This is a genomic window from Peribacillus sp. NPDC097224 (assembly GCF_044761985.1).
GTDB lineage: Bacteria > Bacillota > Bacilli > Bacillales > DSM-1321 > Peribacillus.
Genome location: NZ_JBIWDK010000007.1, coordinates 245734 through 269498 on the forward strand (window position 1 = coordinate 245734; position 23765 = coordinate 269498).

A 23765-nucleotide genomic window follows, 5' to 3' on the forward strand; every position below is an offset into this window, starting at 1 on the left:
AAATTGTCTACCAGTTACCAAATAAAATCAACAACGTTTTCACTAAAATCATGAATCTACCTATTTTCGACAAAATACGACAATGTGTAATTGTTGGTATTTTTGAAGAAAATTTGAATAAAAATATATTAATATATAAGAAAAGATAAAAAATACTCTCTTTAAACCTATAAAAGTGCCATTATATCAGTGTTTATTCCGTATTTTTCGAATCTTCTAATAGAAGGTAGATAATATATTAAGATACGGTAATTGACGAAATTGGGAAGGGGTGGTATCTTTAATAAGAGAAAAGAATGTCGAATTTTGACGAATATAATAATGCATAATAAATAGTGAGGTAATGACAAATGAAATCTACAGGTATTGTACGTAAAGTTGACGAATTAGGCCGGGTGGTAATTCCAATCGAATTACGCCGTACATTAGGAATTAAAGAGAAGGACGCTTTGGAAATCTATGTAGAACAAGAGCGTATCATTCTTCAAAAATATAAACCGAACATGACTTGTCAAGTAACGGGTGAAACATCTGATGACAATATGAAACTTGCTGGTGGTAAGTTAATCCTTAGCCAAGAAGGCGCTGAACTTCTAATTAAAGAAATTCAAGCTAGCCTTGAAACAGCAAAATAATAGTTTTCAAGTAAAAAAAGTGCAACGGGAAGAAATTACCCGTTGCGCTTTTTTATTCTTCTATTAATCTCCTATCATTCTTACACGAACATAAAAAATGACGTTACCCATAAGAAGAATTCACATTGATAGTTTGCCCGACTTTCGGATTAATCATTTGGATTGATTATGGCTAATATCTGGTGATCTTCCCAGCGCCCCTGTATTTTTACACTTTGTTTTGCGATTCCTTCTTTGTGAAAACCGACCTTTTCCAAAACGCGTATGGAACCTATGTTATGTGGCATAACCCCAGCCTCAATCCTATGTAAACCAATCGTTTCAAAAGCATAATCCACCACCATTTTGGCAGCTTCTGTAGTGTAACCATTCCCATTGTTTTTTTGGTCTAAGTAATAACCCATGGTGGCACTTTGAAGGGGCCCGCGAATAATATGAAACAGGCTGATCGTTCCTATTAACCTATGATTAGTATTCAGGAAGATTCCAAACTCGTAACTACTATTTCCTTTTGACTTATGTCCCGAAGTTATGATTTCCTTTTGTTTTTCTAAAGAATAGTAGTTAGCTGGTTGGTCTGTCGAAAATGGTTCAAAGAACGGCCTATTTTCCACTAGCAATTGTAGTAAATTTTCAGCATCTGATAGTATAAGTTGTCTTACATATATATTTTTACTGGATAACACGATTGACCCCCTTCAGTTAATGGAATATATTTCATTATACACTATCGCTCGGTATACCATAGCAAAGACAAAGATAACCACGGCACGTATCACAGAGGCAGTATTTCGACCATGCTACGCCAGTTGGGCCACTTATCCACCATGAACGACTACTCCTTTTTTGGAATCAGGAACTTGCGGAACTAATATAATTAGGGATGAAGGAAGAAAAGTACTTCCTGGAAGTAAGATGGAGATAGCTGCTTCAACAATCCGAAAAAAGGAGCGTGTTATAGTGGCAAAGAAACGTTTTGAGGACATTTATACAGAAGGAAAAATGGCTGTTATTAAAATAATTCGTGATAATGAAACAGGAGTCCTATATATGTTTCATTATGGCGGTCCTACTTCTGGGTTAACGGTTATGGTTGATAAAGATGGAAAACCTTTAGTTGATAAAGACTTTATAGCTGAGTCTGGGACTTCAGTTGAGTAATGGGTCGGCCACTTCCATATGGAGGTGGCTTTTTCACACTATGTCACAAAGAAATATTTAACAGGTGGCTAGATCCATTTATAACGAACACTAAGAAAATAAAATGTACGGGCATTGGAAACTCACTTTCTAAGAATGTAGAAGAGACTTTAGGTAATCCACATGTTCCCGGTCTTTATCAAGAATTCTATGGACTAGATTTAGACTTTCTTCATCTAATTTATCCCTTACTAGGTCCTCACTCATTCTTATTCCATATAGGTTTTCCCCTTTAATGGCATGTTTAATAATCTCTTCCTCTGAATTGTAATTTTCCACTACATTTACAATGCCTGCCTCGATCTTTCCAATGATCCCCTCACTCGTTACAGGTGTACCACCTAGATGCTGAATTCTCTCTGAAATGAGGGTCGCATGATTTTTTTGGTCTTTCTGAATTGAAATGAACGAGTCTTTTAAAGAGGAATGTTGCAGTTTTTCTATAAAGCGTTCATAGGCGTGAATGCCCATGTATGTTCCCTGTAAGAATTTATTCAGTATCTTAATCGTTTGTTCTTGATCCAATCGTATCACTCCCTATAGATAATGATCTTAGTATGCGCTGTACAAATGAAAATTATCTGCATACTAAAAGGGGCCTGAAATTGGCCCCTTTTAGTAGATCACTCGAAATGTTAGATGGAATAATGATAAAAAAAGTTCGATTCTTTTACGAATCCAAATCTCTCATAAAGCCTTTGCGCAGTAACATTCTCCTTACCGGTCTCAAGGAATACCCCTTTTGCTCCCGATTCTTTTGCAAAATCGACGGCGGCTTGTAATAAATTCTCACCAATTCCTCTCTTGCGGGCACTTTCCTTTACGAATAAATCGTTCAAGATCCATGACCGTTTCATGCTTATCGATGAAAAGGAAGGATATAATTGAACAAAACCCAATGAATCGTTACCATCCCTTGCAATGAAGACGACCGATTCCTCGTTCTCTAGTCTTTCTCTTAAAAAATGCTGAGCCCCTTCAAGATTAGAGGGTTGCTCATAGAAAACCCTGTATGAATCAAATAACTCGCTAAGTGAATCAAGCTCTGCCATTGTGGCTTTTTTGATGACCATGCATGAAACCTCCAATTATATTCCGAATAATCCAATAATACCATTCAGGAACACCTATTGTTCATTTTATTACTAGTCAAATGAATTCAGTTTCCCAAAAAGTGCTCTATGAGATCGCGAAGTTTTCTTTTATGAAGTCTCGGAATTTTGGATTGGTTAGGATTTGAAGTTGGAAATCATTTAGACTTCGGGTAAGTTTTTCTTGGTTCATGGAGGATAGATTATTTGAAAAAAGGGCGAGCTCTGTCCTATTTCCGTCTCTATCTGTTGCGTACATGGCCACCGTTAGAACGAAAGCGGTAGATCCTCCCTTTTGACCAGCATGTAAAAGCCATTTGCGATTACTGGGATTCTTCATCAATTGCTCCATGATGGGATCAAGGTGTTCATGAACATGTTGATCAAGATCCATCTTATTGTTTAATATCTTCATGATCGATACATAGTCTTTTGTAGTGGCTCGTGACAAACGATCAGACCAAATTTTTTGAAAATCAAGAGACAGCAGTTTCGTTGCTTCTTTCTTCTCTTGTTCTGTAGGTGGTTTGCTTTTCCATCGCTCATTAATGGCAAGTGCCCAACTTCGGTACTCTGTCATTTCCATCTTTTCCATCGCATGCAGCGTCTCTTTTCTTGTGAAATTCTTTTCTTTCATGAGAGTGCTAGGTATGAAAAGGGAAGCGCTAATCGGATACAGGGGTTCGTGGTTCGGGATTCCTAAGCTTTTTGGGACGGAATTGATGCTATCCAGCCCTAGAAGGTTCATTAAATAATCTGTATTCGCATTAGAACTGTAGGCAATCATTCCATTCACGACCTCGCATAAAGGAACGTTCCCGCTCGTTCCTACCTGTGAAAGCCAGGCTTCATGTGCACCGCCATCTGTTTTGGGTATGTAAAATTTCTCGATGTCCGCTATTTGCACTTTTTGATCAGGATCCATTAATCCTTCCGCAGCCTGTTGAGCGTATTCAATGGCCATGATGATTTTAACGGTGCTTGCTAATGGAAGCTGCACGGTTGAGTTAACCTCGGCAATCTTCTCATCATTATGATGGATGAATAAAGAAATATCTTTGCTCTCAGCATACTTTTTAATGAAATGAACGATATAGTCAGGGTTTGCCTCATATCTAGCCTTCATAAACTTCCAGAATCCAATTCCTGCAACCAGGCTGGGAAGTAGTAATTTTCCCCTATTAAATAGAATATTCCTCTTCAAAGAATCACGCCCCTACCTCGATTTCCTTTTTCTGTATATACGATTGTTAAAAGGGAAGGTTTCACATTTTCTGAATAAATTTACCATATATATCCTTTTTCGAATTAAAAGATGATAGATTACACGATTTTCATTTTAATTCCGTTTTCCTTTAAGATATGGACTATATGACTATAAAAAAAGAGTTGTATTAGTCATTGACAATATTATTTTAGGTATATAGTATTGTTATGTGGAAAAATTAGGTGCCTGCTATAATCAAGCATGTTGCTTATCCTAAATGGCGATTTACTTTAAGGGACAATCAAGCCAACACGTAATCAAAAAGGGGAAATCATAATGGGGAATTCACCAACTGTTAAAAGGGAAAAAAGGCACAGAAGAATCTCGATCCGGGTAAAGTGGATGTTTTTTATTTGTCTATCCATTTTTCTGGCGATGGGTGTTTCTGTTTCAATAATGGCCTTCCAGGTTTCCAATGTGTTCAAGGAAGATAGTGTTGCCACAAATCAAAGCGCAGCCCAAAATGCTGTATCACAGATTAGCGCGGATTTGAAAGTCTATGAAGATTCAATAAATCAATTATCACAATTGGTATCGATCCATCTAAAGGATGGGGATTCACTGAAAGATATTCAGAGAACCATTGAATCTTTTCAACTGAACAATGAACACTTGCTATCGGCTTATTATATGGACGGTACGGACGGATCATTATACGCATCTCCTAAAATGGAATTTAAGGGAGATGCTCGAGAAACCGTAACGTATACGCAGCTATCGGAAAACCCGAAAACAAAATGGATGGATGTGTACCAAGATATCGTGAATGGCAGTATCATGACTTCAGTGGTCACGCCTGTTTTGGAAAATGGGAAAATGGTAGGGGCGTTAGGCTATGATATTGATTTATCTACCATCGGAAAGATGCGTACGGAAATTGAGAGGCATTCTGATGGTAACCTTGTGATCCTTGATTCGCAAGGCATTATCGTAAGTTCGTTCATGAAGGAAATGGACGGCAAGAATATGAATCCAAATCAAAGTGGGAAGGTCGAAGGAGTGGGGGATCTAGTAACGGATGCGGATCAATTCAATTCCAAGTTCAAGTGGGTTTCGGACATGTACGATGGGTCGAAGCAAACAGCCCAGACGTTAGAGTGGAAAGACCAACAGTATACGGGTGAAGTGAATTCGGTTCCTGACGTGAACTGGAAAGTGGTGGCTTTGACATCGGATGAAGTTTTGCAAGGTAAGTTGCTTGATATTAATCGGACTGTATTCGTCTCTTTGGTTTTTGGTGTATTGATGGGTATCGTATGTGCCATTTATTTATCAGGAAAGTTGAAAAAGCTGATATCGGATCTTCGACATGTCATGAAGAAGACAGCGAGCGGGGATTTAGTAACCGAATTTCACCATGCCTCGAATGATGAGATGGGCGACTTATCCAAAAGTTATAATATCATGTTAAGTAAATTAAGAGAATTGATTAACGATGTGAAAGGAAATACGAATGCTGTAACGGAGGCAACTGCAGGATTGAGCCAGATTGCGATGGAAAATAGTACATCCATTACTGAGGTTTCACGTGCCGTGGAAGAAATTGCAGCAGGGGCAGCCAGTCAATCCGAATCGGTAGAAGAAGGAGCCCATACGATTCAATTGCTCAGTGATGAAATCGATGGACTATCCAAGTTATCGGATAGGACACAAAACGTTTTGGAGACGGCTTCGGAAAAAATCGAGTCAGGGAAGGAACAAGTCAACGAGTTGGAAACGTCTTATCAAAAATTGGAGACAGCTTTTTCAGCCGTGACAAGCATGAGTTTGAGTCTTGTGGAGAAATCAAAAACCATTTCGAATGTGACGAATACGATTTCCCAGATTTCAGAGCAAACCAACTTATTATCCTTGAATGCCTCCATAGAAGCTGCAAGGGCGGGCGAATCCGGAAAAGGGTTTGCGGTCGTGGCGAATGAGGTTCGCAGCTTAGCCGAGGAATCGAAAGAAGCAACAAAAAACATCCAGGACATCATACACAGCATTTTTTCAGACACGGAAATGCTACTGAAGACGACCAATGAAACGAATCAAATTAGTGCGAACCAAAAAAGTGCAGTCATGACGGTCAGCAAGGCCATGAAGGAACTTGAGGACTCAGTTCGTAAAATATCCTATTCATTTGTTGAAGAAACCCAGTCCATATCATCGATTAATCAACAAAAAGAAACGGTTGTGAAAATGATGGAGGAAATAACTGCGGTCTCTCAGCAAACATCTGCTTCTTCAGAAGAAATTGCATCATCCATGGAGGAACAAGCCGCTTCTTCCAATGAGCTTGCAAAATATACAGAACATGTCACGCAATTGATTGATGACCTAGAGCATACATTGAAAGGGTTTCATATAAAGGAATAAACAAAAAGGGGCTGTCTAATAAGTCCTTATTCCATTGAATTTCGCAAAAACAAAGAGGCAGAAATGTTGTTAAATCAACGTTTCTGCCTTTTACTATTTATTCAATTACGGGGTAATTACACCTTTTGGGACAGCCCCTTTTTGTTTATTTACTGTAGCGGTGATACTAATGGATTTGGATTATTGATTAAAAAGCCATTGTCTTGAAAATCAATTTCGGTTTGATCCGTGAAACGGGCATCCGAAGGGTTCATTAAAAGCTTTATCCCATCTATAACTAGTACTTCCTCTAATTCGGTCTTATGACGCACAAGGTTCAAATAATAGTTCATCTGGTTGCAGCAAGAACTGGTTACCCCAAACCGTAAATATGTTTCCTCTTCCATATTCCGTTGCATCTCTTTAATGACTTCCTGGGCCTTTTTAGTGATGGTTATCAAGTTGTTCACTCCCAATGTTTAGACACTGCCTCATAAGTTAAGCGCAGTCATATATTCACTCTATCATGTTCGTGGCAAGAGTAATAACATTTTCTCTTGGATAACAATATTTCACAGCTCTTTTTTAGAATCCTTCCTTTTTCAAGGCCATTCTTACTGTTTTGAGGACATGTCCATCGAAGTCATCATCAAACTGAGAAACAACTTCAAATCCTTTTGATCGGTAAAAGGCTGTCCCCGATTCATTTTTTTCCTCAACGTTTATAAAAAGCTCTTTCCAACCTTTGGAGTGGTCGATTCCTGTTTGCAATAAAGCTGTACCCATACCTTTTCCTTGAAACTCCGGATGAAAGTAAATCGCCACCAGTTCGACTTCTCCACCTTCCTTTACAGGAGAAAAGTCGGCAAATCCCACAATCCTTTCAGCCACTTCGACCACGAAAACAAAAGAGTGTTCAACCCTCTTTTTCATCATCTCGTCACTATAGGCCACATCTAAAAAACGTTCCTGGATGGAAAGGGGGATAATTCCTTCGTACGTACTATGCCAACTTGTCTTCGCGACATGCTGGACTTGTGGGATGTCGCCGACTTGCATGCTACGGATGGTGAATTCCATGTCAATCAACCTTTCTGGTTTCCAGTTTTTTTCTGAAAATTATAGCAGATTTCTCTTTTTAAACAAGGAAATTCAAAAAAATGGTGGGCATGAGTCTTGGAAGTATTTCGTTAGGCCCTTTTCCATAGGAGACATGTTCACTAAAGTGGCAAAGGCACAATTTAGTGGACGTGGTTACTTGTCCCGCTCCTTATACCTAATGACGAATATATATATAAGAATCGGACAAGTAGGGTCCAATGGCACAAGGCCCAAAAAGGGGAGAACATCATGCATTTTGAAATCGGGGTGACCATTTTTGTCTTCATCATGACAATGGTTGTCATACTATGGAGACCACGAGGGCTAAACGAAGCTTGGCCAGCTTCATTTGGCGCGGCAATCATATTGCTTACTGGCATAGTATCACGTGGGGATGTAATGGATATCATCGGTAAAATCGGGGGTGCCTCCATCACCATCATGGCAACGCTTGTCATGGCAGTCATACTGGAGAGTTTCGGATTCTTTCATTGGGCTGCTGCGAGACTTGTAACCCTTGCAAAAGGCTCCGGATATCGTTTGTATTGGTACATTCAATTATTATGTTTTTTAATGACGCTTTTATTTAATAACGATGGGAGCATCATGATCACGACACCCATCCTCATATTACTTTTAAAAAACCTTCGAATGAAGAAACACGAAACCATTTCATATCTCTTGAGTGGGGCCTTGATAGCCACTGCATCCAGCGCACCCATTGGAGTTAGTAACATCGTCAATTTGATTGCCTTGAAAATCGTCGATATGACGCTTTATATGCATACAGCCATGATGTTCGTACCTGCAACATTGGGGATGTTATTCATGTCATGGTTAATGTTCATGGTCATCAAGAAAGATTTGCCTAAAAAATTGCCCTCCCATTCCTATGACATTGAGGAACGATTTTTCACTAAAAATTTTCATCCGTTAAAAGAGAATACGACGGTGGAAACAAAGAGGCAACGTACAAAGTTCATGTTCAAGATACTGACCTATGTCTTCATTGTCCGCTGTTTATTATTCGTGGCTTCTTATCTATCGATACCTATAGAGTGGGTTGCGGTAATGGGTTCATTATCATTGCTTATTTGGAGATGGTATCATCTACGTACGAGTCCCGTAGATATTTTGAAGAAGACTCCATGGCATATTCTTATCTTTGCGTTCTCTATGTATATCATCATTTTTGGTCTTCAGAATGCAGGGCTTACAGCCATCCTTGTTCAAATCTGTGAACCGATTGTCAACAAAGGATTATTAAGTGCGAGTTTGGTGATGGGAGGGCTTGTTTCGGTCCTATCGAACATTTTCAATAATCATCCAGCCCTGATGATCGGGACCATTACGTTGACGGAAATGGGGTTAGATCCCATCACATTAAAAACCATTTATCTTGCCAATATAATAGGAAGTGATATGGGGTCCTTGTTATTGCCCATCGGTACACTTGCCTCCTTGATCTGGATGCATATCCTGAAACAAAATAAAGTGAAAATCACATGGAAAGAGTATGTGAATGTTACCGTACGAGTCATCCCGTTGGCTACAGTGGTGACATTGCTTTTACTATTTTATTGGGTTCATTTGGTCTTTTACTAATGAAATCCCTTTTCCTCCATCATCTTAAATGGCTAACCCCCTATACGCAAGGGGAAAGACCATACTCGCTCACTCATGAACAATTCCCTATAAACCCAACCTCATTACCGCTCTATCGATCCTTGGAAGAACAGCTGAAAACGATCGAAGGAAAGCTCGTTGTTTTGGATGGAGGGGAGGACCCTATGAAAATGGGGGTACTCAAGAAGACGGAAGATAGCTTGGTTGAATTGGCTACGGCCAAAGGAGAACGTATATATTTAAACCTGACGCAAATTCAAACGGTGCATGTTCCATATACGAAAGGTCTGGGAATAGAGAGAAGACATTTTTAGTGGCTTCTCCTTTTCTTGTTTATACCGGCATGGTGAATTACCAGGGCATGATAAGTAATAATGTTCCATGGTCTTGTTTTTTTAGGAAAATGGATCGGGAATTAAATATGTGTTTAAGGTGACTTTTTTTGAACTTGTAAATTTTATACCGAAAAAACTTTGGATAACGAACAGTTCTTAAGTATTGGGTGTTTATACCTAAATAACTAATATAAAAGATATATGAGTATAATGAACTGTTTTTTATATTTCGATTTAATTAAAAATGCTAGGAAACATATTAACTTTTTGTTATTTTTGGGCTAAAGGTTACATATACATTACCGATATTATGGAAGAACATGAGTAATAAGACTTATATATAAGTAACGAAGAGAGGTTAAAATAATAATCCGGTTTTATACTTTGAACTTTAAGTGATAGTGTAGGGTATGTTTCCGGTTATAAAGGAAGGGTTAAAAAATGAGCAATAAATTATTAATCAATACGATGCTTTTATTACTTATCATGGCTGGATTAACACTTTCCTCTGGTTTAAAAGTAGAAGCAGCAGATCGTGTCCATACAGTGTCCTCTGGAGAAACAGTAGAATCAATAGCTTCGATTTATGATATAACGGCTGACCAAGTAATGAAAACCAATGGTTTACCGGATAGTAAGGTGTATGCAGGGCAAAGGCTTAAAATTGTACAAACTTCTTACACTCCCTCAAAATATCAGTGGGTGGAGAGAGGGAAGAGAATTGCCAACTATGCAAAATCATATGTTGGATTTAAAAAAACGCCAGGAGAAGAAACACCTTCAAAAGGGTTTGATGCGAGTGGGCTTATTTATTGGACGCTTTCCGAACAGAAAGTTTCAACTGATCGTTTGACAACAGAAGGCTTTTATAGACTTGGAATGGAAACGGCTACTCCTAAAGCGGGGGATATAATCTTTTTCCTTGAAAAAGATACATCAAAAGTCGCGACTGCAGGAGTCTATCTAGGAAAAGACCAATTTGTCCATTCCGGGTATGGTGCAGAAACGGTTCAAGTAAGAATGAGCACCGAAAAATATTTTGCGAAATACCAAGTTGTGTTTAAAACATATACACCTAAAGGGGAACATATTGTACAATCGGGAGAAACGCTAAAAAGCATTTCTGAGATTTACAGCATTTCCATGAACACCATCAAAAAACGTAATGCTTTACCGACCACTGAGGTAATGGAGGGGCAATATCTCCAGGTATACAGCGATCTTTTATTTCCATTTTATGATGGGCAAGATAAATCCTATGATAAAGCATATGACGTGATAAGATATGCTTATACTTTACGTGGATTCCCTTATGTGTTCAGCTCGGATAATCCGGTAGCTGGAATGGATTGTAGTGGTTTTGTTTATTGGGTCATGAAGGAACAAGGTCTATCTGTAAAACGCGGTTCAGCTGCAGATTATTATTCTTTGCTGACTCCAATAACAGAGCCTAAAGTAGGGGATCTGGTGTTTTTTAGTAACACAAGTGATAGACCGGGAATTACTCATGTAGGAATTTACTTAGGGGAAGGTCGTTTTATCCATACGACTCAGAAAGCGGGAGTTCATATTTCAGAACTGACTTCAACTTATTTTTCTCCAAGATTTGAAGGCTATGGACAAGTCAATTCATCGGCCGATATTTTTTAATAAGACTTCTATCATGATTAACCAGTAGAATGCGTCCTGTACTCTAAAGAATGAAGCGTTAAATTGCCTATGCATAACTATAAGCTCCCCCAAACTAGACAGCAAGGAGCATGCTAATCTGTCTAGTTTGGAGGGGATTTTTCTATTTGAAAGGGGACGGACTAATAAAAATATATAAGCAAAGCAATCTAGTTTGGAGCTTAGTGAATCCACCGGGATTACTTTGGTGAATACATTTTTTACTTTTGTTTATAGTCAATCGTGGCTTTTTCTATAGCACTGACGAATTGATACAAAAGCTGAGTATGGTTATGCCTGTTTTTTCTGGTGAAGTCATCATCTTTGAAAAAACGTTTTCGGAGTTTTGTCGATAACTCTAATTGAACCCCTTCATATGTTTGGCACCGGTTTACAATGTTGAAACTACTCATTCCGAGAAGATGCATTGGAGCGTCACCTGTTTGAAATCCAGCTTCTCTGAGGGCTATTTCAATCAACTTTTTGAACGTATCATTTTTGCCGCCGATATAGACCAACTCTTCATGTGAATCAGAGTAACCATGGATAGATAGAATTGTTTTTGCATCATTTGCTACTAGGATAGCGGTTGGTTCATCAAAAGCTGTGGAGGTAATATGGAGTTTACCGTTATCCCTTAGTTTCAGACCCTCAAATAGATACGTGCTTGCATTCAGTCTTTCTCCAAGAGTAAATGAAATTTCACTTGTTCCTGGTTCTATGTTGCCTCCATGGATGGCCATAACAGCTATTTCTGGATTACGGTGTAAAACGGTAATACAATAATCAGAGTTTTCTATTTCATATTCCTTTAATTCTGCAAAACTTGAGTAGCTATTTTCCTGCATGATTATTCCTCCCAATCTATAAGTTATCTTATATTCTATACTGATGGGGATAAAATGAAAAAGGAGAAGAATAATTGTAATTATTATTAATGGAGAGAAGGTTTGAAAATAAAATAACCGTAGAATAGAAGAGAGTGAGGATATTTTTCTGTAAAAGTTTATTGGACATCGATATTCACCAAGTGTAGCTAATGGATATATCAGTATAAATGCATAAGCAGTCTGAAGTTAGCTAAAAAACAAGACCAAACCTATTTTAGGCTTGGTCTTGTTATAAAATCACTCTTGGAAATTTGTGTACTGTTCTATTTTCTCTTGTTCATCCGGAGTCAGTGTTTCAGACCGTTTGAATGTATTCATCGTGACAAGTAGGACTGCAATTAGAATGACAGGAATAATCCAGCCTACTACTTTTTTTAATATATTCATGTTCACGTCCCCTTATAAAGCTATAAAAGTTTTTTTCTAAAAGCAGGAAATGTTACTGCTGTGCTTGCCAGTTCCCTCGCCTTCGAGGATCCCCTGCTCCGGTTAGTCGGTAGTTCTTCTCGTTTCTGACAAGGACTTGTACTCCTCCATAAAATAGGGGGTAAGACTTTTGAATGACGTTATATCGTTTGTTTTCTAGTGCAGAGATAGTCTCTTTGGAAAGTCTTGATTCCGTATAGATAGTATTTCCATCAAAGACAAACCGATAGCGGTCTACAATATTCTGGAACGTATCTTCATCCTGTGAATATGCAAATAGAACCTGTGTAAGTACTTGAGGAATTCTATTTCCACCAGGAGAACCGATTCCAATGGTCTCTTCCCCCTGCTTTTTAAGAACAGTAGGTGCTGTGAAGGATCTTGAACGTTTGTTAGCCTTTAGAGAATTCAAGCCGGAGCGGAAGCTTTTTAGTTGATCATTAAGGAAAAATCCATTCGTATAGGCGCCTGAACCGAAAAAGTTACTGAGTGTATTCGTTGCAGAAACAGTAGTTCCGTATTTGTCCATAATTACAAAGTGCGTGGTACTCTCGTGTTCTTCAGAATCTTTGGATTCGATGTTTGTCCAGTTATTATCTTGAATCTCGTTCTTCAAGTTTTTCAAATGAAGGGGAGATAGTAACTGTTCTGCTTTTTTGGCACTGATGCCATCACCAATATATTTAATACGGTCTTGGTAGGAAGCGTTTGTAATCGCGCCTAATAATTCCATATAATCAGATTTACTTGAAGCTTCGTCAAGGTGGGTTTCTTCAGCAAGCTTCAACATTTCTAGGACAGTAGTCCCGGAAAAGGGAGGTGGAGCCGTTAACACGTCGTACCCCGCAAATGTACCCTGGACTGGCGCTCGTTCTTTTACTTCATAACGCTTTAAATCCTTTAATTCAATGTCTGTTCTGTTTTTGATATCTCGTGCAATGTCGCCTTTATAAAAGCCGTCTGGCCCTTTTTTTTGAATCAATTTCAATGTTTCAGCAAGTTCTTTTTGCACCAGTTTTTCCCCAGGTTTAATGGGTTCTCCTTTAGGATAGAACAATAGAGTTTCTTTAGAAGAAACTCTTGCTTGGGCTGCAGTTAAACGGGATGTCAACATCTCATCGACTACAAATCCTTCTTCAGCGAGCTTAATGGCTGGCTGAAGAAGATCTTCCATTGGTATACTTCCATACTTATCATGGACGACTTTCATTCCCGCGACTAAGCCTGGGGTCCCCGTATGATGGTTTAAATTTGCATCTTTTGGAGATGTTTCACGATAATCTATAAAGTTAGGTTTTCCTGATTCAGGTACAATCAGCATTCCGCCTCCGCCACCAATTCCGGATCCATAAAATTCTGTTACGCCTAAGACATAAGAAACGGCAATCGCTGCATCGGCAGCTGTTCCGTCATTGTCTAAAATCTGCATTCCTACTTCAATGGCCATTGGGTTGGAAGAACTAACTCCATAAGATTTATTGTTAAATGATTTACTGGGATAATTGGTTTCATTCGTGTCAGAAAGAGGGTCAGTTTTTTTTGAACATCCTGCTATAACAATGAGCAAACAGAGGGAAAAGAGTACTTTCCGTGTGAAAGGATAAACCACTGATTGATCGCCTCTTTTCGGTGTGAGCTTCTAAGATGTATGTCTTCTAATTATATTAATGCTAGTTAGTAAGACTCTTATTCACGCAATATCTAGTTGTATGGTAGTGTTTACTGTTCAATGCTTTCTTGGGTTGCAATATCATCTTGTGTTTTTTTTGCTTCTTTTGCTTCTTTTATTGTAGTTGCAGTTTCTTCCCGTTCTTTCTTATGGTTGATTACACGCTTATGGTCCAATTTAATCTCTATCTTATCATCTTTTTCAGTCCATTGTACATTTTCACTTGTTTCCTTTGTTAACTGACGGTAAACTCTTGATTTATCACTGGAAGATGTAGCAGGTCTTGGTGTAGCCTCCTTGATTTGCAATGGAAGTACATCGATTGTAGCTTGTCCGTCTTCTGCTAGATGATACTGGACCATCGCAGAATCTTTTGTACGTGTCCAACCTTGATCAAATACAAAGTTCCCTAAGCTGTAGAAGATAAGACCATTTTTATATACATCAAACGATTGAAGTACGTGGGGGTGATGACCTATTATAATGTCAGCCCCTGCATCGATGATGGCCTTAGCCAATTCCGTTTGACGTCCGGTTGTAGAAGTAGCGTATTCTAATCCCCAGTGCATATTAACGACAACTAAGTCTGCATTTCCTTTTTTTGCGTCCTTGGCATTTCCTATCATTTCGAATAATAAGTCGGGATTGGAGTTTAATATACCCGGTTTATTATTAGTTACCACTCCATTATCGAGCATTTCATCGGTAAAACCTAGTGTGGCCACACGAATTCCATTAATATCTTCGTAGACGACGTTTGATTTAGCTTCTTTTCTATTCGCTCCAACACCGACAAAATCCATTCCGACACTTTCAAATTCATCAATTGTGTCAAGTAAACCCTCTTCTTGATAATCCAATGAGTGGTTATTGGCTAGTGTCATAACAGTGAATCCGGCGTTTTTTACGGCTTCGACTCCACTTTTGTAGGAGTGTAGTGGATATTCAGTGTCTGCTACTTTGTAATTAGAAACATCAGTTTTTAATGCAGGATGTTCATAATTTCCGCTAACATAATCAGACGCAGTAAAATAAGGCTTCACATAACGGTAGAGGTAGTCAAATCCCTGTTGGTCTGTTACTTTCTCAACATAACGGCCCATCATTACATCTCCGACCATAGACATCGTAAGGATATCGTTTGGTTTCGATGCAACAACCTCCACGTCCTTCGTTTTCCCAAGCCAAGACGTAATGACTAAGATGAAAATTAATATTGGTAGAACGATTGCTGTATATTTGAGATTCTTTTTCTTCGTCCGCTTTGTAAAGATAAGTGTTTTTTCTTTTGCGTTTAAAGTACGTTTCATTTTATCCACCTCAGAATAGGTAATACACGTTCATTAGACCGAAAGTTACTCCGGATAATAAAAGCGTGCTGCCAAGTGTTAATGGCATTCCTTGTCTTTGAATGGCATTAGCGATCAAGCCAGGGACGATTATACCAATACCACGGAATTCAAAAATCTCAAAAGGCATGACGGGATAGACGAAATCCAATACGAGTTTTAAACAAATCCCTGTTATCATCATTGCGGCAAACTTTCTTCTTCCGTATAAAATTACCCATCTTGAAAGTCCGTGAGCGACAATGAAATAAGTTAAGATACTTATAATGATAATAACCAGCATGATTTGCCATTGATCAAAAACTAATGCCAAATAACCTGGCACGATAAGTCCGGCGGGCACAACACCCGTTTTTTCTGAAAAAATAAGGCTCAGTGTTACCCCTAGTACTAGGGCTACGTATAAATCCGATCCAAACATTAAGGTTCCTCCTACTTAACTCGCTTTTTGCTTCGTTTTAGTTTTCATGAATGCGTCAATTAATGGTTCTGCTGCTCCGTGAATGTTACCGACACCATAAACGATTCGGTTTTTCATGACTGGACGCAGTTTGGCAACGATTTCTTCCGTTGACCATTCTTCTAAATCCCAATATTCCACTGTATCTAACTTGCCTTGCTCAAATGCTTTCGTTATTGGTGAAGTGGTTTCACCGATGGCAATGACGATTTCGGATTTTATGTAAGGCAATACATCTCTTGCAAATTGCTCTGTACGGTCCACACGGTCAGGACGGCAGTTCATGATTACGATAGGTGCTTCCGTGCTGTATCCGAAGGTACTTACCCTGTCCCAAATATTCAATGTAGATGACGCATCATTGGCGGCAAATCCATTAACGAAGAAAGTCGGTTGCCTAGCATCTCCAAATTTAGTGATACGCATGGCACCTGGATCTGGATGTGCATTTAACATGCCACGGAATGCCGTTTTCTCATCGATGCCCAATGCTTCTGCAACAGCCAAGGCAAGGGAGGCATTATCAGGGAATACCATATAATCGAATTCACGTAGGAATTCTTCTGAGATCCTTGAGTTATCGGCTACGATAACCTTTGTATTACGTTGTTTGGCAATTTCTTTGTAATACTCTAAATGTTCGCCCTCGATGGTTATTAAATGACCATTATAGGGTATGGTTGCAGTGAATGCTTCTGCAACTTGATCCAATGTTGGTCCCATGACATCCATATGGTCTTCAAGCACATTTACGATAACCCCAATGTTGGCCTGGATCATTTTATTTTGGAAGATTAGTTGATAGTCAGGCTGAACGGCCATACATTCACAAACTAATGCTTCAGTTCCTAAGTCAGCAACTTCTTTAACTACACGACGTTGTTCCCCGATATTCGGTCCCTCAGGACGACGTATGATCGGTTTTTCTTTGTCCGTAAACCAATAAATCATTCTTGCGGATGTTCCGGTTGTTTTTCCTATTGTCTTGTACTCCGCTTCCTTGATCACACCTGTAATAAGACGCGTTACAGTGGATTTCCCTCGGATCCCATTTACGTTGACACGTACGGGGATGGAGTCGAGACGCTTTTGATGGCGTTTTTGTTCGACTATGCCATAGCCAAGCAAAAATAATGCACATATAAATATCGGTGCCATTTTTTAACCTCTCTTTATTTATGTATTTGATTTACTGAATACACACTACATGATTTTAAACTAAACAAGCAACAGTAAAATTTATATATTAATATAACTTTTTTTATTCTTTTACATTATTATCTATAAAGTAGTGACATTTTCACTAAGAGGGTCTCGGAAATTATGGAGATAGCATAACTAGAAATACCCAATGTTAGTCTTGGCTAAGAGAAGTTAAAGAAGGGTATTACCATTATATTCTAAAAATATGGTGATATATAGATAAAGTGTGGGCGTTTATTCCTGTACCTTAATAACTATTTTTATATAGTGATTAGTAAGAAGAGATTCATATTTTCAGGCTGGGTAATTGTATAGACCCACTCTCTCTATCTTTTGATTACATAAAATGGAATTTTCCATCAGGCTGATTCCATTGACCCCTTTTCCTTACCATGATTAAACTTGGATAAAAATGGGCTGAAGCACACACTGCTTTTTTTATTGATTTTTGGCTAAAAAACTGATAAATACCCATAGGGCTATATAAAATTTAAATGGATTAAATTAATTTTTGGAAAGCGATGACTAGTTTCTTCTATTAATATAGTGTTAATGTAGGATAAATAAAAAAAGCCCAGAATTTATTCTGAGCTTTTGTGAATGATACTATTTAATTTAGCTTGTAGGTTTAGGGTTCGAATGAATCTTTGCTTATTAATGATAGGGACTATATGATAGTAACTTTAACTTGATTTCTTTCTATTAGAAACCATTGGTAGTGAGTCCTTTTTACCGCCATCTATAACATAAAGCATAGGTGCTAATCTTCTGTTTCCTTTATCGGCAGAATTCATCTTCAAGTAATTTTCATATTCGTTGCGAAAGAATTCTTCTTGGGCTTTCCCTTCGTTTAACTTTGCTATGAATTTGAAAAATCGTTTCATATGAATTCCTCCTTGTGTGGTTAAAAAGTATTAGGTTAATAGTAACACACTTCAGGTGAAAATTAACCTTTTATTACAAAATAGGAAATAATAAATGGTAAAGTGGTTATATATGCTCAGTTTTCTGGTTTTGGAATACGATATTGATGTAAGGCCATCTCGTCTGTTTAGAGAGTCTCCTGTTGATCGGGTTTCGAATGAGAGTAATTAAGAGTTGGTTCAAATGCTTTTTAAAAGTGTGCTGACACTTCTAGAGAGGAAGTAGTTATTCTACTATTTACTGATGTAAATATTACTGGAGTAATATTAATTATACATTGAATATTCAGAAAATAATAGTGTAAGTTGAATTATTTCTCTCTGTATAAGATTCATGGTGAATTTTTTATATAATTTGTTTTGTGTTGTTATTAGTTTATTCCCCGTATTCACTATATTGAAACAATTTTAATGAAGAGGATATATTTGTTATTAACTTCATAGGATTAGCTAAATGCAAGGAAAAGCTTCCCACAAGGTAGGCGTGGGAAGCGGCTTTCATCATAATTGAAATCTTTTAACCTGATCTGTTAACTGTTCAGCCGATGATGCAAGTTCACTGGCATGATTGGTGATTTCATCCATTGAAGAGCTGGATTGCTGTGCTGAGGCGGACACTTGTTCAATGCCTGCTGCTGACTCTTCGGAAACGGCTGCAATGTCTTCGACGGCCTGGTTGATTTTTATGCTATTGGTAGAGATATAGTGTAAGTCATTCGTTATATGTTGTAACTTTTTGCTCATGGCTCCCACTGAATGGTTGATGGTTTCAAAGGTTTGGCCGGTAATGGTAATTTGTTGGGTGCCTTCATCTACTTGTGTATATCCATCTTCCAAGGAGTGAACGACGGTTTTAGAACCTGTTTGAATGGCTGTAACAATTCCAGTAATGTCACCCACAGAATCTGTAACTTGTTCCGCGAGTTTCCGAACTTCTTCGGCGACGACGGCAAATCCTTTTCCATGTTCGCCGGCGCGTGCCGCCTCGATGGCTGCGTTTAAGGCGAGTAAGTTGGTTTGATTGGAAATGTCCTGTATGACCTGAACGAGCTTTGAAATTTCCTGGGATTGTGAATCGAGGCCTTTTACCTCATCGACTGCCTGTTTCACAATCCTATCAATCGTTTGCATTTGTTGTACGGATTTGTGCATCATGGTTGTTCCTTCTTTTGTTAAGGACAGGATCTCGGTGGAGGTTTGGGAAATTTCTTCTCCTTCACTGTGTGCCTTTTGGATCTTTCCTGAGAATTCTTCCACCATACGGACGATTTCTGTTGCTTGGTTGGCTTGTGACTCAGAGCCTTCTGACAGCTCGTACATAGTGGTTGCAATTTGACTGCTTCCTTGTTGCACTTCATTTGCCGATTGGGTCAGCTCTTCGCTTTTGCTTGTAACGGATTCGGATACATTCAGCATGTTTTCGATGATATTGCGAAGGTTTCTCTGCATCTCGTTTGTAGAAAACGTCAATTCCCCGAGTTCATCGTTTGATGTCTGCTTAAGTGGTGCATGGTTCAGTTCACCTTTTTCCACTAGCTTCATCCTGTCTCGGATCCTTAGGATCGGTTTGGTAATGAGGTTGGCTGTCACAAGGGCAAGGCCAATTCCTGCTATGACTGTAATGATGGATAAAATGATACTCGTCTTTTTAACGGATTTTCCACTGCTGATGACGGTCTCTCCGGAAGCGACGATCAGTTTTTCGCGCTCGGAAGCGAGCTCTTTGAAGCCATCCATTATTTCCGTGCTTATGGGCGCTACTTCATTTAGCAATATTTCTTTCGCCTGTTTTTCATCTCCTTGTTCATACTGGGTAAAGACGCGTTCTTCGATCATGGTTCTCCAATCAATGCTTGTTTCAATGATTTCTTTCGTTCTCTCAGAGTCGGATAAGTCTAATAGCTCTTCTTGTAGGTGTTTGCTTTCTTCGGTATAAGCTAGGAAATCCTCTTTATATTGTTCATCTCCAAATAGGATATACCCTCTAACAAATGCCATTCTTTGCGAAAGGTTATAGAGTAATTGTTCATCTTTAATAAGAAGAGGCAATTCATGGTCGATGATATCTCTAGAATGTTTAAGAGACTTATTGCTGCTGTAAATACTATAGGCTCCTAATATGATGCATAAAGATATGACTAGCATAAATGCTAACAATACCTTTGTTTTAATCTTTTTCAAGTATACGGCCCCTTTTTCGGTAGATTAGTTTACCTTCTGTTTATCGGAAATGGGGACCGATATTTAAAGAGAAAAGGGGAAATTGGGCTGAAAAGACAGGGGATTTCTTTGTTTTTATGGAATATATTGATATGATCCCGCATATTGCGTTATGATTATAGAGAAAAGATTATAATCCGCTTTAGGCGGAAGAGGTTCTAGCTACCCTCTCAAAAAAACTAAGGAAAAGCAGCACTCTATTCTTAGGGTGCTGTTTTTTTCCGTAAAAAAGGAGTTTTTCATAATGTTGAAGAAAGAAAAGGCAGTAGTGGTGTTTAGTGGGGGACAAGACAGTACGACGTGTTTATTCTGGGCCATGAAGCGTTTTTCGGAAGTGGAGGCAGTGACGTTTGATTATAATCAGCGTCATAGCTTGGAAATTGATTGTGCACGGAATATTGCAAAGGAACTGGACATCCCCCATCATGTTTTGGATATGTCGTTGTTGAACCAGTTGGCGCCGAACGCGTTGACGAGAAGTGACATTGCTGTGGCGGACGGGGAAGAAGGGGAGTTACCGTCTACATTCGTACCGGGAAGGAATTTACTGTTCTTGTCCTTCGCAGGAGTGCTTGCAAGCCAAATTGGGGCGAAGCATATTGTAACGGGTGTTTGTGAGACGGACTTTAGCGGATATCCAGACTGCCGGGATGTGTTCATTAAATCGTTGAATGTCACTTTGAATCTCTCGATGGATCAGTCTTTTGTTATAGATACGCCGCTTATGTGGCTGAATAAAGAAGAAACATGGGAAATGGCGGATCAACTGGGTGCCTTTGATTTCGTTCGTGAAAAGACGCTGACTTGTTATAACGGAATCATAGCAGATGGCTGTGGGGAGTGTCCGGCATGCAAGCTTCGAAAAAAGGGTCTGGATGACTATGTGATTAGACGGCAGGTGAACCTATAATGTATGGGTTCAAGATTGTCGATAAGCTTCAAAAAATAGAACAGGACATTCATCGTAATCAATTGAACTATCATCAAAGACGGGTGCTCGTGAGCAAGGAATTCACGTTTGATGCAGCTCATCATCTTCATGATTATGAAGGGAAATGCAAGAATCTGCATGGCCATACGTATAAAGTCATTTTTGGCATAAGCGGCTATAATGATTCCCGTGGGTTGATGATCGACTTTGGCGACATCAAAGAAATCTGGAAAAAAGAAATCGACATTCATCTTGACCACCGCTATTTGAATGAAACGCTGCCACTTATGAATACAACAGCTGAAAATATCGTCGTCTGGATTTATGAAAAGATGGCTGATGCCCTGCAAAACAAGGACTATAAAGGGGCTAGGGTTGAATTTGTCCGTCTTTATGAAACGCCGACGAGTTATGCTGAAGCAAGACGGGAGTGGATGGACTGTGAGTAAGCTGCCCGTCATGGAAATCTTCGGGCCGACCATTCAAGGGGAAGGCATGGTCATCGGGCAAAAGACGATGTTCGTCCGGACAGCTGGGTGCGACTATTCATGTGCTTGGTGTGATTCCGCCTTCACTTGGGATGGGACAGGAAAGGAAGATATCGTCCACATGACAGCTGAAGAAATATGGGAGGAGCTAAAACTCAAGGGAGGCAAGGGTTTCTCCTTCGTGACGATATCCGGGGGCAATCCCGGCCTCTTGAAGAATATGGCTGAGTTAATCACCCTTTTAAAAGAGAAGAACATCAGAATTGGCGTGGAGACACAAGGTAGCCGGTGGCAGGATTGGTTTCTCGATATTGATGAACTGACGATATCACCAAAACCGCCAAGTTCAAGGATGAAGACCGATTTTGAAGTGCTTGATGATATCCTATCTAAGCTTTCCAATAGAAGGGATGAAAATCAAATCTCTTTGAAGATTGTCGTATTTGATGAAGCTGATTATCAATATGCGAAGAATGTACATGCCCGCTATCCAGGCATTCCTTATTACCTGCAGGTAGGCAATGATGACAGCGTGACGACGGACGATCGGCAGCTGGTCAGTGAACTGTTGGGAAAATATGAACAGTTAATTAATCGGGTGATTGCCGATGACGAACTGAATGATGTGAAGGTGCTCCCCCAGCTGCACACGTATATCTGGGGAAATAAACGGGGCGTGTAAGGAAAAGGATGGGGAGGTCATACTTTCTATTAAATGCCGTTTCTCTTCTATTATATGTTCTTTACTTTTAGATACGCGAGGGGGTACTTTTATCCTTGATTTACTCCCGTATCCAAGATAAGATGAAAAAGGAAAAAAGATAATCCGCTTGAGGCGGAAGAGGTTCTAGCTACCCTCTCAAAAAAACTAAGGAGAACAGCACTCTTTCTTAGGGTGCTGTTTTTTCCTATAAAAGGAGATTGTAAGAAATGTTAAGAGTTCTATTGTATTTATTGTCCATTGTGACCGCGAATGTGGTCACAGCCGCTTTTATGCCATTGCAATTTGGTATGTTCATCATCCCGATGGGGACATTGTTGATCGGAGGGACCTTCATCTTCCGTGATTTAGTTCAAAATAAATTTGGCAGGGCAAGGACTTATCTGTGCATTATTCTAGCATTAATTTTATCAGCAAGTGTATCATTCTTGTTAGGGGATACATTATTAATCGTATTTGCTTCAGCCCTTTCATTCGTGGTGGCGGAAACGGCAGATACGGAAATATATACTCGATTGAAGCTACCATTAAGTTGGAGGGTATTTTACTCAGGGGTAGTTGGAGGCTTTTTCGATTCCGCAATATTTGTGGTGATTGGGCTTAGTCCACTGGGGGCGAACATCTTGCCGTGGTCCTCTGTACCAGCCGCGATTGTTGGTCAAATTATTGTCAAAACGGTCATTCAGTCAATAGGGGCCATTTTATTAGGGAAAATCCATGTAAGGCTTGATAAGCGGATCAATAATGGAGGGAATGCGCTTGATGGATGATTCTAAAGAAGAAGATAAGTGCTATTGCTTGGAGGCTTTTCGCGAGAAGTATGGTCCGCAAGTCCAAGGAGAATGCTTGAAGCTTTCTTGTGCCAACTACAGAAAGCATAACCTTGATAAGCTAGAATCGAGAGAATGCGAGTAAACAAAAGGGGCTGTCCCAAAAGTCAGGAAAATGACTTTTAGGGCAACCCTTTTTTTATGAAATTTATGCACAAAAAAATCGCCCTTTTTAGTAAAATGAAGTTACCACACACCATTTACGAAAGGACGATTTTTTATGAGCAATCCAAAGATCACTACAGAAAATTATAACATGGAACAAACTATACTACCACTCACCATTCAAGAGGAAACTATCGTTCCTCAAAAACGAAATTCTACACCTACTTTTATTCCCTATGATAACCAACAAACCACTGTTATTTTTGACATTCAGGATCTCATTCCGGTTC

General features: G+C 39.2%; 26 protein-coding genes and 2 riboswitches. Of the genes, 12 read left to right on the plus strand and 14 right to left on the minus strand.

The window, feature by feature from the left end:
• Positions 1-350 precede the first annotated feature (350 nt).
• Positions 351-635: a transition state genes transcriptional regulator AbrB gene (locus tag ACIQXR_RS15170; RefSeq protein ID WP_402873851.1), complete on the plus strand. Its 285-nt coding sequence runs from the start codon at positions 351-353 to the stop codon at positions 633-635.
• A 149-nt stretch (positions 636-784) separates the two neighbouring features.
• Here ACIQXR_RS15170 and ACIQXR_RS15175 read toward each other — a convergent pair whose 3' ends face one another.
• On the minus strand, positions 785-1321 hold the full coding sequence (locus ACIQXR_RS15175) for a GNAT family N-acetyltransferase (protein ID WP_402873854.1): 537 nt from the start codon (positions 1319-1321) through the stop codon (positions 785-787).
• Positions 1322-1432: 111 nt separating this feature from the next.
• On the opposite strand from ACIQXR_RS15175, the gene ACIQXR_RS15180 reads away from it, so the two are divergent.
• Together ACIQXR_RS15180 and ACIQXR_RS15185 are read left to right on the plus strand one after the other, a co-directional pair.
• On the plus strand, positions 1433-1507 hold the full coding sequence (locus ACIQXR_RS15180) for a hypothetical protein (protein ID WP_402958067.1): 75 nt from the start codon (positions 1433-1435) through the stop codon (positions 1505-1507).
• Positions 1508-1595: 88 nt separating this feature from the next.
• Positions 1596-1796: a DUF6440 family protein gene (locus ACIQXR_RS15185; RefSeq protein WP_403080302.1), complete on the plus strand. Its 201-nt coding sequence runs from the start codon at positions 1596-1598 to the stop codon at positions 1794-1796.
• A 129-nt stretch (positions 1797-1925) separates the two neighbouring features.
• Here the strand turns inward: ACIQXR_RS15185 and ACIQXR_RS15190 are convergent, their stop codons facing one another.
• The 3 genes from ACIQXR_RS15190 to ACIQXR_RS15200 form a co-directional block, all read right to left on the minus strand.
• Positions 1926-2369, minus strand: a complete 444-nt coding sequence (locus ACIQXR_RS15190; RefSeq protein ID WP_402873859.1) for a DUF2383 domain-containing protein — start codon at positions 2367-2369, stop codon at positions 1926-1928.
• 101 nt (positions 2370-2470) lie between these two features.
• On the minus strand, positions 2471-2908 hold the full coding sequence (locus tag ACIQXR_RS15195) for a GNAT family N-acetyltransferase (protein WP_403080304.1): 438 nt from the start codon (positions 2906-2908) through the stop codon (positions 2471-2473).
• A 106-nt stretch (positions 2909-3014) separates the two neighbouring features.
• Positions 3015-4130, minus strand: a complete 1116-nt coding sequence (locus tag ACIQXR_RS15200; RefSeq protein ID WP_403080305.1) for a serine hydrolase — start codon at positions 4128-4130, stop codon at positions 3015-3017.
• A gap of 339 nt (positions 4131-4469) precedes the next feature.
• Here ACIQXR_RS15200 and ACIQXR_RS15205 point away from each other — a divergent pair, with 339 nt between their 5' ends.
• On the plus strand, positions 4470-6551 hold the full coding sequence (locus tag ACIQXR_RS15205; RefSeq protein ID WP_402873867.1) for a methyl-accepting chemotaxis protein: 2082 nt from the start codon (positions 4470-4472) through the stop codon (positions 6549-6551).
• A 149-nt stretch (positions 6552-6700) separates the two neighbouring features.
• On the opposite strand, the gene ACIQXR_RS15210 is transcribed toward ACIQXR_RS15205, so the two are convergent.
• Together ACIQXR_RS15210 and ACIQXR_RS15215 are read right to left on the minus strand one after the other, a co-directional pair.
• Complete coding sequence (locus tag ACIQXR_RS15210) at positions 6701-6991, minus strand: HesB/IscA family protein (protein ID WP_402873870.1); 291 nt, start codon at positions 6989-6991, stop codon at positions 6701-6703.
• Positions 6992-7115: 124 nt separating this feature from the next.
• Positions 7116-7610: a GNAT family N-acetyltransferase gene (locus tag ACIQXR_RS15215; protein WP_402873873.1), complete on the minus strand. Its 495-nt coding sequence runs from the start codon at positions 7608-7610 to the stop codon at positions 7116-7118.
• 270 nt (positions 7611-7880) lie between these two features.
• Here ACIQXR_RS15215 and ACIQXR_RS15220 point away from each other — a divergent pair, with 270 nt between their 5' ends.
• From ACIQXR_RS15220 to ACIQXR_RS15230, 3 genes are all read left to right on the plus strand, one after another.
• On the plus strand, positions 7881-9236 hold the full coding sequence (locus tag ACIQXR_RS15220; RefSeq protein WP_402873876.1) for an arsenic transporter: 1356 nt from the start codon (positions 7881-7883) through the stop codon (positions 9234-9236).
• A gap of 185 nt (positions 9237-9421) precedes the next feature.
• Positions 9422-9571 (plus strand): hypothetical protein, encoded by a 150-nt coding sequence (locus ACIQXR_RS15225; RefSeq protein WP_402873879.1) that lies wholly within the window; start codon positions 9422-9424, stop codon positions 9569-9571.
• 462 nt (positions 9572-10033) lie between these two features.
• Positions 10034-11242 (plus strand): C40 family peptidase, encoded by a 1209-nt coding sequence (locus ACIQXR_RS15230; RefSeq protein WP_402873881.1) that lies wholly within the window; start codon positions 10034-10036, stop codon positions 11240-11242.
• Between the two features lie 239 nt (positions 11243-11481).
• Here the strand turns inward: ACIQXR_RS15230 and ACIQXR_RS15235 are convergent, their stop codons facing one another.
• The 8 genes from ACIQXR_RS15235 to ACIQXR_RS15270 all read right to left on the minus strand — a co-directional run bounded on the left by ACIQXR_RS15235 (position 11482) and on the right by ACIQXR_RS15270 (position 20361).
• A complete protein-coding gene (locus ACIQXR_RS15235; RefSeq protein ID WP_402873884.1) occupies positions 11482-12108 on the minus strand; it encodes a poly-gamma-glutamate hydrolase family protein in 627 nt (208 codons plus the stop codon).
• A 279-nt stretch (positions 12109-12387) separates the two neighbouring features.
• Complete coding sequence (locus ACIQXR_RS15240; RefSeq protein WP_402873886.1) at positions 12388-12537, minus strand: CapE family protein; 150 nt, start codon at positions 12535-12537, stop codon at positions 12388-12390.
• 52 nt (positions 12538-12589) lie between these two features.
• A complete protein-coding gene (locus ACIQXR_RS15245) occupies positions 12590-14185 on the minus strand; it encodes a gamma-glutamyltransferase family protein (RefSeq protein ID WP_403080306.1) in 1596 nt (531 codons plus the stop codon).
• Positions 14186-14295: 110 nt separating this feature from the next.
• Positions 14296-15555, minus strand: coding sequence for a CapA family protein (locus ACIQXR_RS15250; RefSeq protein WP_402873891.1), 1260 nt, complete (start codon positions 15553-15555; stop codon positions 14296-14298).
• A 10-nt stretch (positions 15556-15565) separates the two neighbouring features.
• Entirely contained in the window at positions 15566-16015 is a 450-nt protein-coding gene (gene pgsC / locus ACIQXR_RS15255) for a poly-gamma-glutamate biosynthesis protein PgsC (RefSeq protein WP_402873894.1), read from the minus strand.
• 15 nt (positions 16016-16030) lie between these two features.
• Positions 16031-17212, minus strand: a complete 1182-nt coding sequence (gene pgsB / locus ACIQXR_RS15260) for a poly-gamma-glutamate synthase PgsB (RefSeq protein WP_403080307.1) — start codon at positions 17210-17212, stop codon at positions 16031-16033.
• 728 nt (positions 17213-17940) lie between these two features.
• Positions 17941-18141, minus strand: coding sequence for a hypothetical protein (locus tag ACIQXR_RS15265; protein WP_403080309.1), 201 nt, complete (start codon positions 18139-18141; stop codon positions 17941-17943).
• A gap of 540 nt (positions 18142-18681) precedes the next feature.
• Positions 18682-20361 carry a methyl-accepting chemotaxis protein gene (locus tag ACIQXR_RS15270; protein WP_403080311.1) on the minus strand — a complete coding sequence of 560 codons (1680 nt, stop codon included), beginning with the start codon at positions 20359-20361 and terminating at the stop codon, positions 18682-18684.
• Between the two features lie 185 nt (positions 20362-20546).
• Positions 20547-20589, plus strand: a riboswitch (PreQ1 riboswitch).
• 58 nt (positions 20590-20647) lie between these two features.
• On the opposite strand from ACIQXR_RS15270, the gene queC reads away from it, so the two are divergent.
• The 5 genes from queC (at position 20648) to ACIQXR_RS15295 (ending at position 23455) form a co-directional block, all read left to right on the plus strand.
• Entirely contained in the window at positions 20648-21310 is a 663-nt protein-coding gene (gene queC, locus ACIQXR_RS15275) for a 7-cyano-7-deazaguanine synthase QueC (protein WP_403080326.1), read from the plus strand.
• The gene (queD, locus tag ACIQXR_RS15280; protein WP_403080312.1) at positions 21310-21780 is read left to right on the plus strand and encodes a 6-carboxytetrahydropterin synthase QueD; all 471 of its coding nucleotides are present in this window, start codon (positions 21310-21312) and stop codon (positions 21778-21780) included. The genes queC and queD overlap by 1 nt, the downstream gene beginning before the upstream one ends.
• Positions 21773-22501 (plus strand): 7-carboxy-7-deazaguanine synthase QueE, encoded by a 729-nt coding sequence (gene queE, locus ACIQXR_RS15285; protein WP_403080314.1) that lies wholly within the window; start codon positions 21773-21775, stop codon positions 22499-22501. The genes queD and queE overlap by 8 nt, the downstream gene beginning before the upstream one ends.
• Positions 22502-22654: 153 nt before the next feature.
• Positions 22655-22697: riboswitch (PreQ1 riboswitch) on the plus strand.
• A gap of 52 nt (positions 22698-22749) precedes the next feature.
• Complete coding sequence (locus ACIQXR_RS15290) at positions 22750-23310, plus strand: VUT family protein (protein ID WP_403080316.1); 561 nt, start codon at positions 22750-22752, stop codon at positions 23308-23310.
• Entirely contained in the window at positions 23303-23455 is a 153-nt protein-coding gene (locus tag ACIQXR_RS15295; protein ID WP_403080318.1) for a hypothetical protein, read from the plus strand. Before ACIQXR_RS15290 ends, ACIQXR_RS15295 begins: the two co-directional genes overlap by 8 nt.
• The last annotated feature ends 310 nt before the right edge of the window (positions 23456-23765 follow it).

Excerpts from the sequence above, each read along its gene's own strand:
- ACIQXR_RS15170 (WP_402873851.1), top strand. The coding sequence starts at position 351 with ATGAAATCTACAGGTATTGTACGTAAAGTTGACGAATTAGGCCGGGTG.
- ACIQXR_RS15195 (WP_403080304.1), bottom strand. The coding sequence starts at position 2,908 with ATGGTCATCAAAAAAGCCACAATGGCAGAGCTTGATTCACTTAGCGAG.
- ACIQXR_RS15205 (WP_402873867.1), top strand. The coding sequence starts at position 4,470 with ATGGGGAATTCACCAACTGTTAAAAGGGAAAAAAGGCACAGAAGAATC.
- ACIQXR_RS15215 (WP_402873873.1), bottom strand. The coding sequence starts at position 7,610 with ATGGAATTCACCATCCGTAGCATGCAAGTCGGCGACATCCCACAAGTC.
- ACIQXR_RS15220 (WP_402873876.1), top strand. The coding sequence starts at position 7,881 with ATGCATTTTGAAATCGGGGTGACCATTTTTGTCTTCATCATGACAATG.
- ACIQXR_RS15225 (WP_402873879.1), top strand. The coding sequence starts at position 9,422 with ATGAAAATGGGGGTACTCAAGAAGACGGAAGATAGCTTGGTTGAATTG.
- ACIQXR_RS15230 (WP_402873881.1), top strand. The coding sequence starts at position 10,034 with ATGAGCAATAAATTATTAATCAATACGATGCTTTTATTACTTATCATG.
- ACIQXR_RS15235 (WP_402873884.1), bottom strand. The coding sequence starts at position 12,108 with ATGCAGGAAAATAGCTACTCAAGTTTTGCAGAATTAAAGGAATATGAA.
- ACIQXR_RS15240 (WP_402873886.1), bottom strand. The coding sequence starts at position 12,537 with ATGAATATATTAAAAAAAGTAGTAGGCTGGATTATTCCTGTCATTCTA.
- ACIQXR_RS15250 (WP_402873891.1), bottom strand. The coding sequence starts at position 15,555 with ATGAAACGTACTTTAAACGCAAAAGAAAAAACACTTATCTTTACAAAG.
- pgsC (WP_402873894.1), bottom strand. The coding sequence starts at position 16,015 with ATGTTTGGATCGGATTTATACGTAGCCCTAGTACTAGGGGTAACACTG.
- pgsB (WP_403080307.1), bottom strand. The coding sequence starts at position 17,212 with ATGGCACCGATATTTATATGTGCATTATTTTTGCTTGGCTATGGCATA.
- ACIQXR_RS15265 (WP_403080309.1), bottom strand. The coding sequence starts at position 18,141 with ATGAAACGATTTTTCAAATTCATAGCAAAGTTAAACGAAGGGAAAGCC.
- queD (WP_403080312.1), top strand. The coding sequence starts at position 21,310 with ATGTATGGGTTCAAGATTGTCGATAAGCTTCAAAAAATAGAACAGGAC.
- ACIQXR_RS15290 (WP_403080316.1), top strand. The coding sequence starts at position 22,750 with ATGTTAAGAGTTCTATTGTATTTATTGTCCATTGTGACCGCGAATGTG.
- ACIQXR_RS15295 (WP_403080318.1), top strand. The coding sequence starts at position 23,303 with ATGGATGATTCTAAAGAAGAAGATAAGTGCTATTGCTTGGAGGCTTTT.